General features: G+C 72.2%; 12 protein-coding genes. 3 read left to right on the top strand and 9 right to left on the bottom strand.

Annotated elements, in window-relative coordinates; translation table 11 throughout:
• Positions 1 to 266: 266 nt before the first annotated feature.
• The 6 genes from VET29_RS40720 to VET29_RS40745 all read right to left on the bottom strand — a co-directional run bounded on the left by VET29_RS40720 (position 267) and on the right by VET29_RS40745 (position 6,329).
• Entirely contained in the window at positions 267 to 923 is a 657-nt protein-coding gene (locus VET29_RS40720) for a response regulator transcription factor (protein WP_324931721.1), read from the bottom strand.
• Positions 920 to 2,419, bottom strand: coding sequence for a GAF domain-containing sensor histidine kinase (locus VET29_RS40725; RefSeq protein ID WP_324931724.1), 1,500 nt, complete (start codon positions 2,417 to 2,419; stop codon positions 920 to 922). Before VET29_RS40725 ends, VET29_RS40720 begins: the two co-directional genes overlap by 4 nt.
• Before the next feature lie 53 nt (positions 2,420 to 2,472).
• The gene (locus VET29_RS40730) at positions 2,473 to 3,780 is read right to left on the bottom strand and encodes an MFS transporter (protein ID WP_324931727.1); all 1,308 of its coding nucleotides are present in this window, start codon (positions 3,778 to 3,780) and stop codon (positions 2,473 to 2,475) included.
• 111 nt (positions 3,781 to 3,891) lie between these two features.
• A complete protein-coding gene (locus tag VET29_RS40735; protein ID WP_324931729.1) occupies positions 3,892 to 4,587 on the bottom strand; it encodes an alpha/beta fold hydrolase in 696 nt (231 codons plus the stop codon).
• 28 nt (positions 4,588 to 4,615) lie between these two features.
• Complete coding sequence (locus VET29_RS40740; protein WP_324931732.1) at positions 4,616 to 5,470, bottom strand: bifunctional 5,10-methylenetetrahydrofolate dehydrogenase/5,10-methenyltetrahydrofolate cyclohydrolase; 855 nt, start codon at positions 5,468 to 5,470, stop codon at positions 4,616 to 4,618.
• Between the two features lie 13 nt (positions 5,471 to 5,483).
• Complete coding sequence (locus VET29_RS40745) at positions 5,484 to 6,329, bottom strand: methylenetetrahydrofolate reductase (protein WP_324931735.1); 846 nt, start codon at positions 6,327 to 6,329, stop codon at positions 5,484 to 5,486.
• 132 nt (positions 6,330 to 6,461) lie between these two features.
• Here VET29_RS40745 and ligM point away from each other — a divergent pair, with 132 nt between their 5' ends.
• On the top strand, positions 6,462 to 7,862 hold the full coding sequence (gene ligM, locus VET29_RS40750) for a vanillate/3-O-methylgallate O-demethylase (protein WP_324931740.1): 1,401 nt from the start codon (positions 6,462 to 6,464) through the stop codon (positions 7,860 to 7,862).
• A gap of 40 nt (positions 7,863 to 7,902) precedes the next feature.
• Complete coding sequence (locus VET29_RS40755) at positions 7,903 to 9,351, top strand: aldehyde dehydrogenase family protein (RefSeq protein WP_324931743.1); 1,449 nt, start codon at positions 7,903 to 7,905, stop codon at positions 9,349 to 9,351.
• Between the two features lie 100 nt (positions 9,352 to 9,451).
• On the opposite strand, the gene VET29_RS40760 is transcribed toward VET29_RS40755, so the two are convergent.
• Positions 9,452 to 12,295: an AfsR/SARP family transcriptional regulator gene (locus VET29_RS40760; protein WP_324931746.1), complete on the bottom strand. Its 2,844-nt coding sequence runs from the start codon at positions 12,293 to 12,295 to the stop codon at positions 9,452 to 9,454.
• Positions 12,296 to 12,541: 246 nt separating this feature from the next.
• On the opposite strand from VET29_RS40760, the gene VET29_RS40765 reads away from it, so the two are divergent.
• Positions 12,542 to 12,994, top strand: a complete 453-nt coding sequence (locus VET29_RS40765; protein ID WP_324931749.1) for a hypothetical protein — start codon at positions 12,542 to 12,544, stop codon at positions 12,992 to 12,994.
• A gap of 52 nt (positions 12,995 to 13,046) precedes the next feature.
• Here the strand turns inward: VET29_RS40765 and VET29_RS40770 are convergent, their stop codons facing one another.
• Both VET29_RS40770 and VET29_RS40775 read right to left on the bottom strand, forming a co-directional pair.
• A complete protein-coding gene (locus tag VET29_RS40770; RefSeq protein WP_324931752.1) occupies positions 13,047 to 13,361 on the bottom strand; it encodes a hypothetical protein in 315 nt (104 codons plus the stop codon).
• 288 nt (positions 13,362 to 13,649) lie between these two features.
• The coding region (locus tag VET29_RS40775; protein ID WP_324931755.1) for a hypothetical protein at positions 13,650 to 14,137 on the bottom strand (488 nt) is incomplete at its 5' end.

The following is a 14,137-nucleotide window of genomic DNA, read 5'->3' on the forward strand; positions in this document are numbered from 1 at the left end:
TCGCTTCGCCGCCTCGCCGCCTTACCCCGTCCCTCGTCGCCTCACCCCGCTCCGCCGTCCCGCGCATGAAGCCGACCACCGCACCGACAAACAATTTGGACATCCATATATCTGATAGTGGGTCTAGCTTCATAAAACCGATAGGAGGTATCAAGCGAACAAGGGGAAGGAGGGTCAGCCTTGGTGGACAGGCGCCGACACGAAGGCGCGAACGCGCGAAGGCGGAGCGGTGGGACCCTCGGCGTGGCCCACCGCTGACCGGCGGGTCAGCTGGGCGGCGGGATCAGGCCCTCGCGGATCGCGAACAAGGCGGCCTGCGTCCGCGACGACAGTTGTAGCTTGCTGAGCACGTTGCTCACGTGGGTCCGCGCCGTACGCTCACTGATCACCAGGCGCTCCGCGATCTTGCGGTTCGGATGCCCCTCCGCGACCAGCGCCAGAATCTCCCGCTCCCGCGCCGTCAACGCCGTCAGCCCGATCCTCGGCGCCGAGATCCGCCGGACCAGCTGCCCGGCAACCGCCGAGTCCAGGTGAACCTCCCCCATCGCCGCCGCTCGGATCGCCGACGCCACCTCGCCCGGTTCCGCGTCCTTCAGCAGGTACCCCGCCGCGCCGGCCGCCAGCGCCGTGTGGACGCGCTCGACCTCACCGAAACTGGTCAGCACCACCACATGCACGCCCGGGTACCCGACGGTGATCCGCTCCGTCGCCTCGGTCCCGTCCATGCGCGGCATGCGCAGGTCCATCAGCACCACGTCCGGCAGCGGCTCCCCCAGCGTCTGCCACTGCCGCAACAACTCCAGCGCCTGCACGCCGTCCCCCGCCTCGCCGACGACCGCCAGCTCCGGCTCGGTCTCGACGAACGCACGCAGCCCCCGGCGCACGACCACGTGGTCGTCCACCAGCAGGACCCGGATCGTCACAGGGGTTCCCCGTTCAGGATCGGCACGGCGGCCCGCACCACCCAGCCCCGGCCGGCGCACGGCCCCGCCTCGAAACGGCCGCCCCACCGCTCCGTCCGCTCCCGCATCGACAGCAGCCCCAGGCTCTCCCCCGGCCGGTCCGGCGACGTGCCGGCCACCGAGCCGTCGTCGCGCACCTGTACCACCAGGTCGACGTCCTCCCGCGCGATGCTGATCTCCACCGCCGTCGCGTTCGCGTGCTTGACCACGTTGTGCAGCGCCTCCGACGTGATCCGGTACAGGTCCTCCTGGAAGTCCAGGCCGCCGCTGATCCGCACGTCCTCGGGCGCCCGCACCTCGATCGCCAGTCCCGTCCTGGCCCGCAGGCTCGCGGCGTGAGCGCGGATCGCGTCGACGAGGCCGTGCTCGGCCAGCTCCAGCGGCCGCAGCTCGAACACCAGCAGCCGCAGGTCGGCCAGTGCGCCCGCGGACAGCTCCGCCAGCTCCTCCGCCGCACGCCGGACGCCGTCGACGTCGATCCGGTCCAGCCCGCGCCGCAACGCCTTCGCCTGCATGCGCATCGAGAACAGCTGCTGCACGACCGAGTCGTGCAGGTCGCGCGCCAGCCTGCGGCGCTCGTCGGACTGCGCCTGGCTGCGTGCCTGCGCCAGCAACGCGGCCATGTCGATGGCCACCGCCGCCTGGTCGCCCATCGCCTCCAGGAACGCCAGGGAGCCGGGCCCCGGGTCCTCCCCCGGCCGGTAGTACGCGTTGATCACGCCGACCTTCCGGCCGCGCACCGACATCGGCATCGACACGAACGCGTCCCAGTCCGGGCGGTCCATGATCTCCTTCAGCGGCGCCCACACCGGGTCGGACATGATCAGCGGCTTGCGGTGCAGGTCGACGACCGTCTCGCCGGACAGGAACGCGTCGAGGAACCGGACGTGCGCGCCCCGCCTGCGGCACGCGGCCAGCCTGGCCACGAAGTCCGGCGCCGCACCGAAACCGGCCATGCCCAGGATGCGCAGCTCGGCGCTCGGGTCCTCGACGGACAGTATCTGCACGGCGGCGATGTTCGCCGTGCGGACGATCTCCTGCGCGACCGCCTCCAGTGTCACCGGCAGCGAGTACGACTCGGCGACCCGGGAGGCGGCACGCGCGATCGCGGTCAGCCGCCGCTGCTGGCGCCGGACCGTGGTGACGTCGCGGAACCACACCGCGTGCCCGCCGGCCGGCAGCGGCTCGATCCGGTACTCCAGGTCCTGCGCCCGCCCGCCCGGCGCGGTCCAGGTCGCGGTGTGCCGCACGCGGTCGGGGCGGGGGTTGGGCGAGAACGGGGCCGGCTTGCCGACCAGGTCGTCGGCCGCCGCGCCCAGCAGCGCGGCGGCCGAGTGGTTGAGCCCGGCGAAGTAGCCGGCGTCGTCGAGCACCGCGAGCCCGTCGGCGCTCACCTCGACGAGGACCTCCGCCGCGTCCCGCAGCACGTCCCCGGTCGATGTCCGCCTTTGGTGCACCCCACGAGTATGCCGCGCACCAAGAGAAAACCGGAAAGACAGCCCAAAGTGGATCACGGGGTGACGGGGTCCGCCACGGTCGTGGAGACGGGTGCCCCGACCTTGCCGCGCACCGGCAGCAGCACGGCGGCGACGAGGCTGACCAGGCACAGCGCGGACAGGTAGAGCGCGACGGCCGTCGAGCCGCCCGACTGCTGCAACGCGGTCGCGACCAGCGGGTTGACCGCGCCGCCGACGATGCCGCCGAACTGGTAGGCGAGCGAGATGCCCGAGTACCGCACCCGCACGGGGAACAGCTCGGTGAACAGCCCGCCCTGCGCGCCGGCCATGATCCCCTGTGGGACGGCGGCGACGAGGATCGCGACCAGCGCGGGGCCGACGGCCCCGGTGTCGATGAGCGCGAACATCGGCAGCGGCCAGAGCACGGCGACGACCGCGCCGCACACGTACACCTGCTTCGCGCCGAACCGGTCCGCGGCGAGCGCGGAGACCGCGATGGTCGCGATCCAGAGCGCGGTGGAGATCAGGATGAGCGTCAGCAACGTCGGCCGCGCGAACCCGACGACCTTGGTGCCGTAGGACAGCAGGTAGACGATGACGGTGTAGCCGATGGCCGGCGGGGCGATCGAGGCGATGCCGGCGAGCACGAGCGCCCTGGGATGAGCCTTCACGAGGTCGAGGAACGGCACCCTGCTCACCGTGCGGTCCTGCTTGACCTGTGCGAACTCCGGCGCGTCCGTGAGCTTGACGCGGGTGACGAGGCCGACCACCACCAGCACGATGCTGATCAGGAACGGGACACGCCAGCCCCACGAGAGGAAGTCGTCGTCGGACAGCCCGGAGATCGCGAGGAAGACGAGGTTGGACGTGAGCACGCCGATCGGGACGCCGAACTGCGCGAAGCTGCCGTAGAAGGCGCGGCGGCCCGGGGTGGCGTGCTCGGTGGCGATCAGCACCGCGCCGCCCCACTCGCCGCCGACGCCGAAGCCCTGGACGATGCGCAGGATCACGAGCAGGAGCGGTGCGGCGACGCCGATCGCGGCGTAGGTGGGGAGGACGCCGATGAGGGCCGTCGAGCAGCCGGTCAACAACAGGGTGAGCACGAGCAGCGCCTTGCGCCCGATGCGGTCGCCGAAGTGGCCGATGATCGCGGCGGCGAAGGGGCGCACCACGAACCCGACCGCGAAGGTGGCGAACGCGGCGAGCGTGCCGGCGACCGGTGAGAAGGAGGGGAAGAACACCGCGCTGAAGGCCAACGCCGAGGCGAGGCCGAAGATGTAGTAGTCGTACCATTCGATCGAGGTGCCGACGAGACTCGCGGCGAATATGACCTTTGTGGACGGTCGGTTCGGTCCGGCCATGACGGGTACTCCTTCGTACGCCGACGTTTGTTCGATGCAACCAGGTCTCGCTGCCGCGTTCACCGGTGCCCGGGCTCGCTTCGCCTACGTCATTTGTCGCGAGGTGGTCGCTCACCGGGCCAGCAGGAGGTCCGCCAGCTCCTTCGGGGCGGTGACCATCGCCTCGTGGCCGGTTTCGAGCTCGTGCACCGGCCAGCCGCGGGCCGCGGCGCGTTCGGCGTGCGGCCGGAAGACGCGCGACCAGCCGGTGCACTCGACGAACACGGCCGGGGTCTCCGGGGATCCGGTCAGCCGCAACGGTTCGGTGTAGGTGAGCCACGGGTGTGGGGTCAGTCGCGGGCCCAGCCATGCGACGTCCGCGGCCTCGGTCACGCCGAGCCTCGCCGGCGGGCGCGCCGGGACCAGCCAGCCGAAGCCGGCCTCCTCGACCAACCGCCGGTAGTGGTTCGCGACCGCGTCGGGCAGCAGGTCGATCGCGGCCTCGCCGTCCCCGCCGAGGAAGGCGTCGAGGTACACGCGGGCCCGCACCCGGTGCGGCAGCCAGTCGGCCACCGCGGTGACGACCTGGCCCGCGTAGCCGTGCCCGACGAGCACCACGTCCCACAGGTCGTAAGCCTCGAGGTACGCGCTCACGTCCTGGATGTGCGTGGTCAGCCCCACCGACGGGCTCAGCAGATGCGCACGCTCGCACAGTCCGGTCATGGTCGGCGTGTGCACCTCGTGGCCGGCGGCCCGCAGCAGCGACGCGACCCGCTGCCACACCCAGCCGCCGTGCCACGCCCCGTGCACCAGGACGAGGGTGCTCATCCGAGGTCCTGGAGGCACTCGTCCCCGGTCATGGCGTCCGCTCCCGGGCGGCGCGTGCGGTCTGGGCGAGGAGGGTCGCGACCGTCATCGGTCCGACACCACCGGGCACCGGTGTGATGAGCGAGGCGCGTTCCGCCGCGACCGCGTACTCCACGTCGCCCGTGTCGCCCGCGTCGCCCGTGTCGTCAAGGTGGCCGGCGTCGACGACGACCGCGCCCTGCTTGACCCACTTGCCGCGGACCAGGCCCGGCCGGCCCACCGCGGCGACGACGACGTCCGCCTCGGCGACGTGGGCCGCCAGGTCGATGGTGCGGGAGTGGCAGTAGGTGACGGTCGCGTCGCGGGCCAGCAGCAACATGCCCGTCGGCCTGCCGACGGGGCCGCGGCCGATCACCACGGCCTGCCGGTACGCGAGCCGCACCTCGTAGGCGTCGAGCAGCGCCAGGATCCCGCCCGCCGTGGCCGAGGTGAACCCGGGCGTGCCGGACGCCAGGGCCCCGAACGACGCGTGGGTGACGCCGTCGACGTCCTTGGCCGGGTCGATGGCCTCGAACACCGTCCGCTCGTCGACGTGCGCGGGCAGCGGGTGCTGGACCAGGATCCCGTCGACGTCCGGGTCGGCGGACAGCTCCCGCACCCGCGCCACCACGTCCACTGTGGACGCCGACGCGGGCAGGTCCACCCGCCGCGTGGTCACGCCGACGGCGGCGCCGCGGCCGGTCCTCGTCCGCACGTGGGGGTGTGACGCGGGGTCGTCGCCGGCCAGGACCGTTGCCAGCACGGGCGGCCGACCGTGCGCGTCGGCGAACCGGGTCACCTCGTCCCGAACCCGCTCCAGCGTCGCCGCCGCGACGGCCCGTCCGTCCAGAATCCGTGCGTTCATGCCGCTCCCTCGCTCACTCGCACTCCAGCCACTCGGCGACCGCGCCGAGCAGCCGCTGCCGCCACCACTCGGTCTGGCGCAGCTCGTTGAACGTGAAGATGTGCAGCCCGCGGATGTTGCTGTCCACTTCGGACACCGCGGGCCCGAGCCGGCGGACCAGCCGCGTCGGCCGGTAGCCACTGGGCAACAGCAGCCGCCACAGGAACCCGCCCTGCTTGCGGAGGAACCGGGCGGACTGGCCGAGCCCGAGCCCCCCGGAGATCCGCACCAGCCGCTGCCGGTTCACCGGTCCCGGCAGGCCGACGTACACGGGCGGTTCGACGCCCGCGCTCGCGATGCCGGCCGCCCACGACGCGGTCGTGGTGGCGTTGAAGCAGATCTGCGTGATGATGCGGGTGGCGAACGGTGCCTTCTGCTTCAACGCGAGGTCGACGGTGTCCCGTGGGATCAGGGCGTGGCCCTCGGGGTAGCCGGCGATGCCGACCTGGTCGAACGGGTGACCGGTCGCCTCGATGGCCTGTAGCAGCGCGAAGGCGTCCGGGAACCTGCCCAGCGGCCGGGGAGCGTCGCCGCCGATCACGAACACCGAGCGGATGCCCGCCTCCCGCAGCCGCGCCACGACGTCCTCGACGTGGTGCGCGTCGACGAACTGCCGGGCCGCGAGGTGCGGCGCGACCTGGTAGCCGTGCCCGTGCAGGCGTTCGGCGAGGTCGAGGGTGACGCCGAGCCCCTTCGCCTCGGTCGTCGTGATCGTCAGCGGCACGCTCGTCGGCACGTGGTGGAGCACCGCCTGCTCGGTCCTGCGGAAGGGCATCACCTCGTAGCTGATGTCGCGCAGCAGGTCGGCGAGGTCGCTCATGCCGATCAGTACAGCTCATCGGCACGCGTGGCTCGCCCGGCATCGACGCTGAGTTGACCGCGACGAATGACGTAGGCGGGACCGGACGTGCGGACGTCGGAAACCCGGCCGGGTCTACCTACTGTGCCTGACATGAGCGCGAAGAACCTACAGGACGTGTTGGACCAGGCGGGCAACACCGTCGAGCTGCTCCGCGACTCCCAGCTGGGGGCCTACGTCTACCCGGTCGTCCCGGCGGAGTTCACCAACTGGCGCCGCGAGGTGCGGTCGTGGCGGGACACCGCGGTGCTGTTCGACCAGTCCCACCACATGGTCAACCTGTTCGTCTCCGGCCGGGACGCGCTCAAGCTCCTGTCCGACACCGGGATCAACAGCATGGCCAAGTTCCCCGTCGACTCCGCGAAGCAGTTCGTGCCGGTGTCGCCGGAGGGCGGCGTGATCGGTGACGGCATCCTGTTCCGGCTGGCCGAGGACGAGTTCGTCTTCGTCGGGCGCGCGCCCGTGGCGAACTGGCTGTCCTTCCGTGCCGAGCGGGGCTACGACGTGGACGTCCGGCGCGACGACCGGTCGCCGATGCGGCCGTACGGCAAGCCGGTCACCCGCGAGCTGTGGCGGTTCCAGATCCAGGGCCCCCGGGCGTGGGACGTGATCGAGAAGCTCAACGGGGCGCCGGTCGAGCAGGTCAGGTTCTTCCGCCTGGGGCACCTGAACGTCGCGGGCCAGCGGGTGCGGACGCTGCGGCACGGCATGGCCGGCGCGCCCGGCCTCGAACTGTGGGGGCCCTACGAGTCCTACGACCGGATCCGCGAGGCGATTCTCGAGGCGGGCCAGGAGTTCGGCCTGGAGCCGTGCGGGTCGCGGGCGTACTCGTGCAACACCCTGGAGTCCGGCTGGATCCCCTCTCCCCTGCCGGCGGTCTACACGAGTGACGAGCTGCGGCCGTACCGGGAATGGTTGCCGGCACAGGGTTACGAGGCGACCAACGCGCTGGCCGGCAGCTACGTGTCCGACCGGATCGAGGACTACTACACCAACCCGTGGGAGCTGGGTTACGGCTCGTTCGTGAAGTTCGACCACGACTTCGTCGGCCGCGACGCGCTCGCCGCGGTCGACGTGGAGTCCCAGCGGCGCAAGGTGACCCTGGCCTGGGACCCCGAGGACGTCGCGACACTGCTCGCCACGCTGGTCGACCAGAAGGGCCCGGAGTACCAGTTCTTCGACCTGCCCAACGCCAACTACGGCTCGTCGAACTTCGACTCCATCCTCGACGCGGACGGCCACCTGGTCGGCCTGTCGATGTTCACCGGCTACAGCGCGAACGAGCGTGCGGTGCTGTCGCTCGCGACCGTGGACCCGGGCGTGCCCGTCGGCGCCGAGGTGCGGGTCGTGTGGGGCGAGCCGGACGGCGGCAGCCGCAAGACGACCGTCCAGCCGCACGAGCAGTTCCCGGTCCGTGCGGTGGTGAGCCCCGCGCCGTACTCTGTCGTGGCCCGCGAGACCTATCACACCGGATGGCGTACCCGGGGACGATGACCGTCCCGCATGCTCCGCTCTGTCGTGAGGTGACGCAACGATGACTACCACGCTCCCCGAGATCACGACCGATCTGTTCATCGACGGCTCACCCGTGGCCGCGTCCGCCACGCTGCGGGTGAGCGACCCGGCGGGCGGGGGTGCTGCCGCCGGGCACGCCGCGTCGGCCACCGCGGCACAGGCGGCCGACGCGGTGGCGGCGGCGGACCGGGCCTTTCCCGCCTGGGCGGCGCTCTCGCCCGCCGAGCGGGCCGCCGCGCTCACCTCGGCGCTGGCGCCGCTGGCGGCGGACCGGCCCGTCACGGCCGAGATCCTGAGCCGCGAGAACGGCAAGATCCTCGCGGAGTCGGTGATCGACTCGATCGTGTTCGAGCACCGCAGCCGTCTCGCGGTCGGCCTGGCGTCCGAGGTGGACGACTCCGCCGAGCTGGCCGGACCGCCGTACCGGACGCGGGTCGGCCACGTGCCGCTGGGCGTGGTCACGATCATCGTGCCGTTCAACTGGCCGCTGGCGATCCTGGGCGCGTCACTGGCGTACGCGTTGGTGGCGGGCAACACCGTGGTGGTGAAGCCGCCGCCGACCGCGCCGCTGGCGACGAGCCGGACCGTGGCACTGGTGGCGTCGGCGCTGCCGCCGGGCGTGCTGAACGTGGTGACGGGCGCGGACGCGGAGATCGGCGAGGTGCTCGTCGCGGACCCGCGGGTGCGCAAGGTGTGCTTCACCGGCAGTGTCGGCGGCGGCAAGCGGATCATGGCCATGGCGGCGGCCAACCTGACCCGCGTCACGCTCGAGCTGGGCGGCAACGACCCGGCCATCATCCTGCCGGACGCGGAGCTGACGCCCGAGGCCTCGCAGTCGCTGTTCCACGGCACGTTCGACACCACCGGACAGGTGTGCATGGCGGTGAAACGCCTGTACGTGCACCGGTCCCGGTACGACGAGGTGGTCGAACGGCTGGCGGAGCAGCTGTCGGCGACGGTGCTCGGGCACGGTCTCGACGGCGAGGCGACGATGGGCCCGCTGCACCGGCCGGAGCAGCAGGCGTTCGTGTCGGAGCTGCTGGCCGAGGTGCGTGCGCGCGGGGCCGAGGTGCGTGAGTTCGGCGGGGAGGCGCCGGCGGAGGGGAACTTCCTGCGCCCGTCACTGGTGCTGGCTCCGCCGGACGACACCCGGCTCGTCACCGAGGAGCAGTTCGGGCCGACGCTGCCGATCCTGCCGTTCGAGGACGTGGAGGACGCGGTCACCCGCGCGAACGAGACGTGGGCGGGCCTGACGTCGTCGGTGTGGACGGCGGACCTGGACCGGGCGGCGGCGCTGGCGTCCCGGCTGCGCACGGGCTACACGTTCGTGAACTGCCACGGCGCCGCGCACCTCGACGAGCGTGCCCCCTTCGGCGGCCGCAACCACAGCGGCATCGGCCGCGAGATGGGCATCGAGGGCCTGCGCGAGTTCATGGACACCCACGCCACCAGCTTCCCGGTGACCTAGTCGGCCCGTGAGCCTCGCACAGGTGGTCGCCGACGGCGCCGGGTTGGACCGTCCGCGGACGTGCGGCCCGGGCGGTCCACGGGATGGCGTTCCCGCGCGGTCAGCCGAGCAGGACCCGCAGCTCGTCGGTGGGGAGCCGCAGCTCGGCGAAGATCGTGAGCGCGTCCCGCCACCGGGCGCGGGCCTCGGTGTGGTCGCCGAGCTGGTGCAGCAGTGAGCCCAGCTGCTGGAGGCATTCGGCCTGTCCGCGCCGGTCCCCCACCGCACGCTGGATCGCCAGGCACTCCTCCAGGCAGACCCGCGCCCGCCGGTAGTCGCCGCGGCGCTGGTACAGCCTGCTCCGGTTGCCCAGGTTGAGTGCCTGGCCCTGGCGGTCGCCGAGGCGGTGGAACAACCGCATGCTCCGCTCGTGGCAGGAGAGCGCGTCGACATCGCGGCCCTGCCGCTCGTGGATCTCCCCCACGTTCGTCAGCAGGCCCGCCTCCAGCCGGTGGTCGCCGATCACCCCGGCGAGGTCGAGTGCGCGCTCGTAGCAACGCAACGCCTCGTCGAGCCGGGCCATCCGCTTGTGCACCACACCGAGGTTGTTGAGGCTCAACGCCTGCCCGCGCCGGTCCCCCATCTCCGCCCGCACCGCGAGGCTCTCCTCCAGGCACGCCATGGCCTCGGGGTACCGCTGCTGGCTGTCGTAGACCACGCCGAGCCCGTTGAGGCACGCGCCCTGGCCACGTCTGTCCGCCAGCACCCGGAAGATCCGCAGCCCTTCGGTCAGGTGGCGGATCGCGTGCTCGTACCGGCCCTGCGCGTCGTAGGCCACGGCCAGGTCGCAGCACGCCTGTGCCTGGGCGGCGAGGTCGGTCAGCCGGCACGCGACGGTCAGCGCGGTCCGGTTCACCGCGATCAGGTCGTGCCAGTGGCTGTGCACCTGCAGGAATCCGAACAGCGCCTGTGCCAAGGAGATCGACAGCTCGTCCGCCTGCCCCACCGCGGCCACGAGGTTGGCGCGCTCGGCCTCCAGCCACGTGAGCGCGGCGTGCGCGCTCGCGAAGCCACGGCCCGCCCGCATCCGCTCCCGGGTGTCGCCGGGGCGCAGCAGCCGGAAGGTGCCCCACGCGGTCTCGGTGTACAAGTCGACGGCCCGGCCGGTGGCGGCCGCGCGTTCCGCCGGGGTGTACCGCTCCTCGGCCAGCTCCCGGGCGAACAGGCGGAGCAGGTCGTGCAGCCGGTACCGGTGCGGCGCCGGCGTCTCCAGCAGCTGGGCGTCGACGAGCCGCTCCAGCACCGCCTCGGCCCGCCGTTCGTCGCGGTCCAGCAGCCTGGCCGCGACGGGCAGGCTCACGTCCGGTCCGTCCAGCACCGACAGCAGCGGGTACATCGCCGTGTCCACACTGTCCACAAGGGACTGGTAGCTGACCTGGAAGCTCGCCCGCACACCGAGGTCGGCGTACTGCAGCTCGTCGAGGCGGCGGGTGGCGTCACCGAGCCGCGCGGCCAGCGCGCTCGCGGGCCACGACGGGCGTGCCGCGAGCCGGGCCGCCGCGATGCGCAGCGCGAGCGGCAGGTGCCCGCACAGATCCGCGAGGTTCCGCACGCCCGCGGGCTCGGCGCTGACGCGTTCCGCGCCGACCAGCTTGCCGAGCAGGGCCAGGGACTCCTGTGGCGCCAGCACGTCCAGCCGCAGGTGGGTCGCGCCGGCGAGGGTCCCGAGGACACCCCGGCTGGTCACCAGCACCGCGCACCCGGCGCCGGCCGGCAGCAGCGGGCGCACCTGTGCGGCGCCCGCGGCGTTGTCGAGCACGACCAGCAGCCGGGCGTCCGCGGTGAGCGCGCGGAACGCGGCACTCGCCTCGGCCACGCCGTCGGGGATCTCGTCGCCGCTCATGCCCAGCGCCCGCAGCACGGGGCCGAACACCGCCATGGGCGTGAGGGGCGCCGGTCCCGCGCCCTGGAGGTCCACGTACAGCTGCCCGTCCGGGAACCGGTCCGCGAGCCGGTGACCGACGTGCACGGCCAGCGCCGACTTCCCGATGCCGCCGGGTCCCTCGATGACCACCACCGCGACGGTGCCGGTGGCACCGGAGAGCACGCGGGTCAGCCGGTCGGTCTCCTTGCGGCGCCCGGTGAACTCCGCGACGTCCAGCGGCAGCTGGCGCGGCACGACCGGGAGCGTGCGGCCGGTGGGCGGGCGCAGGGCCGGGTCGGCGTCGAGGATCCGGCGCTGCAGGCGGGCGAGCGCGGGACCCGGCTCGACGCCCAGCTCCGCCACCATCTCGGCACGCAGCCGCTGGTAGGCCGCGAGCGCGTCGGCCTGGCGGCCGGCCCGGTAGAGGGCGAGCATCCAGTGCTCGCACAGGCGTTCCCGCAGCGGGTGGGCGGTGACGGTGGCCCGCAGCTCGGTCGCCACGTCGTGCTGGCGGCCGGTGGCCAGCGCGGCCTCGGCCCAGTCCTCCACGGCCGCGAGGCGCAGCTCCGTCAGCTCGTCCAGCCGCGCGAGCCACTCGCCGTCCAGTGGCACGTCGTGCAGGGGTTCGCCACGCCACAGGTCGAGCGCGGCCCGCAGCAACCGCTCGGCCGCGACGGACTCCGCGGCGGCGCGGGCCGCACGGCCCCGCCGGCACAGGTCCGCGAACACCAGCAGGTCGACCTCCTGCGGCTCGACCCGCAGCCGGTAGCCGCCCCGCTCGGACACGAGCGCCGGCCGGCCGCCGGTGGTGGCGAGACCGAGGGAGTGCCGGAGCGCGGACACGTACGTGCGCAGCACCGCGGCCGCCGAGCGGGGTGGCCGGTCCGGCCACAGCGCGGCCATGATCCGGCCGGTGTGCACCGGCTTGTTGGCCTCCAGCAACAGGATCGCGAGCAGCACCCGGTGCTTGGCGGCGCCGAGCCGCACCGGTTCGCCGGCGGCGGCACAGGCCTGAAGTCCGCCCAGGACACGGAACCGCATCGCTCACGCACCCCCGCTGGCGACGGTAGCAGGGATCTCCTCGGCCGACGGTGCTCCGATCCGACGCGCTCACACCGGCATCCAGCCGACACTGGAGGTTCGCTGTGCGGCGCGGCGGGAGCCTTGTGCGCGGCGTCTCGCCTGCCGGCGCCGGGGAGGCCCGATGGTTCTCGTCCCCGGCGCGGCGGGTGCGGCAGGCACTGGGACGGCACCGACTCCGGTACGAAAGAACGAAAGGACGACCACGTGGCAAGACGTGTTCTCACGGTCGTGCTGGCCATGCTCGCCGGGACCCTCCTGGCGGCCGGCCCGGCAAGCGCGACGTACGGCGCCCCGACCCCCGTCCAGATCCAGGTCAACGGCGGCGGCATGAAGCTGTCCGGCGTGTACGGCTCGCTGTCGTTCGACGACGGCAACACGAAGTTCGCGTACTCGTTGGCGGTGTGCCGCGAGTCGAGCTACACGCCACCGAACGTGTGGTACTCGGTCAACGGCGGACAGCGCATCCCGATCTCGGGTGGCGGGTCGGCGGTCACCATCCCGGAGTGCAAGTACACCGCCTACCTGATCTCCGGCGAGCCGGTGCCCGGCGTCGTGATCACGTCGGTGGTCGTCTTCGTCGACGGCATCTGGTTCGACAACCACAACGTCGCACACCGGTTCGAGAGGTCGGGAACGTACGACAACCCGTTCAACTGACCCTCGCACCCACTCTGGCCGGCCGGCGCGGGCCGGCCAGAGCGTTCCCGGTTCAGCTGTCGGGTGCGATGTTGAACCAGGAGATCGAGCTGGGCTTGAAGTCCACGCCGTTCGGAATGGGATTTCCGGCGAGGTCGGTTTCCCTCGTTCTCTGCCACGGCTGTTGCAGCCAGGAACGAAAAGACTCCCGAACGTCGTCGACATCGTGCCCGTACCATCTGATCATCATCGTGTTGCTTCCGCTCAAGCCGCACACAATGATGTACGCCTCCGAGTTCGGAGGCCTCGGCATGCCGGCCACCTCCAACACGATCGGCCGGCCATGCCGCCTTTCGTAGGCGATATAACCTGGTTCACCGCCAAACACCGGACTCCCCCAACGCTTTTCCGTTGAATAGTGGACAGATTGTGGACACTCCCACATGTCCGATCCGAACCACTTGTCTACTCCGAACACCGACATAATCGGCAAGCGGCGGGAAGCGTTACACACAAAAACCGCACCGTCAACGTCCGTATTGTTTCCGAACGCGAGATGCGGGTCAGATGCGGTTTCGATCCGGCGGGGCGGAACGAACGACGGTGCGCCCGCCGCCCCACCGTGGAGTGACCACAGTGGACGATGGCGACGGGCGCACCGCGACGAAGCCGTCGCTCAGCCGACCCGTTCGATGACGGCCCGGCGGATCAGGTTCTTGCCGTCCTCGTGGACCTGTGCGAAGGCCGCGTTGTTGAGCAGGATGCAACTGCCGGACGGACCGGTCACCTCGACGGTGATGGACTTGTCGTTGTCCAGGTTCGTGACCTTGAGCCTGGTGCCCACCGGGAACTGGTTGCTGGACGCCGCGGGGTCGCCGGCCTCGCCGGAAAGCGTCACGGTGGAGCCGGCGCAGACGACGTCACCGGCGTCGTCGGCGGGCGGGTTCGTGGCCGCGGGCGGGTTGGTCGCGGCGGGCGGGTTCGTGGCCGGTGGGTTCGTGGCGGCCGGCGGGTTCGCCTGCGTCGGCGCGACATCGGCGGTGCAGCCCGCCGCCGCGCGGCGCTGCTGGATGAGGTCGACGACCGCCTGGCGGTTCTCGATCCTGGCGGCCGACTGCGAGTCCGGGCGCGCACGCTGGTCGGCGATGAAGCTCAGGTTGTTCT

Source organism: Actinophytocola sp., assembly GCF_035634895.1.
Classification (GTDB): Bacteria; Actinomycetota; Actinomycetes; order Mycobacteriales; family Pseudonocardiaceae; genus Actinophytocola.

What these genes read in the sequence shown, in the direction of transcription:
- VET29_RS40745 (WP_324931735.1), bottom strand. Translation starts at nt 6,329, where the DNA reads ATGAGCGACCTCGCCGACCTGCTGCGCGACATCAGCTACGAGGTGATG.
- ligM (WP_324931740.1), top strand. Translation starts at nt 6,462, where the DNA reads ATGAGCGCGAAGAACCTACAGGACGTGTTGGACCAGGCGGGCAACACC.
- VET29_RS40755 (WP_324931743.1), top strand. Translation starts at nt 7,903, where the DNA reads ATGACTACCACGCTCCCCGAGATCACGACCGATCTGTTCATCGACGGC.
- VET29_RS40735 (WP_324931729.1), bottom strand. Translation starts at nt 4,587, where the DNA reads ATGAGCACCCTCGTCCTGGTGCACGGGGCGTGGCACGGCGGCTGGGTG.
- VET29_RS40760 (WP_324931746.1), bottom strand. Translation starts at nt 12,295, where the DNA reads ATGCGGTTCCGTGTCCTGGGCGGACTTCAGGCCTGTGCCGCCGCCGGC.
- VET29_RS40730 (WP_324931727.1), bottom strand. Translation starts at nt 3,780, where the DNA reads ATGGCCGGACCGAACCGACCGTCCACAAAGGTCATATTCGCCGCGAGT.
- VET29_RS40740 (WP_324931732.1), bottom strand. Translation starts at nt 5,470, where the DNA reads ATGAACGCACGGATTCTGGACGGACGGGCCGTCGCGGCGGCGACGCTG.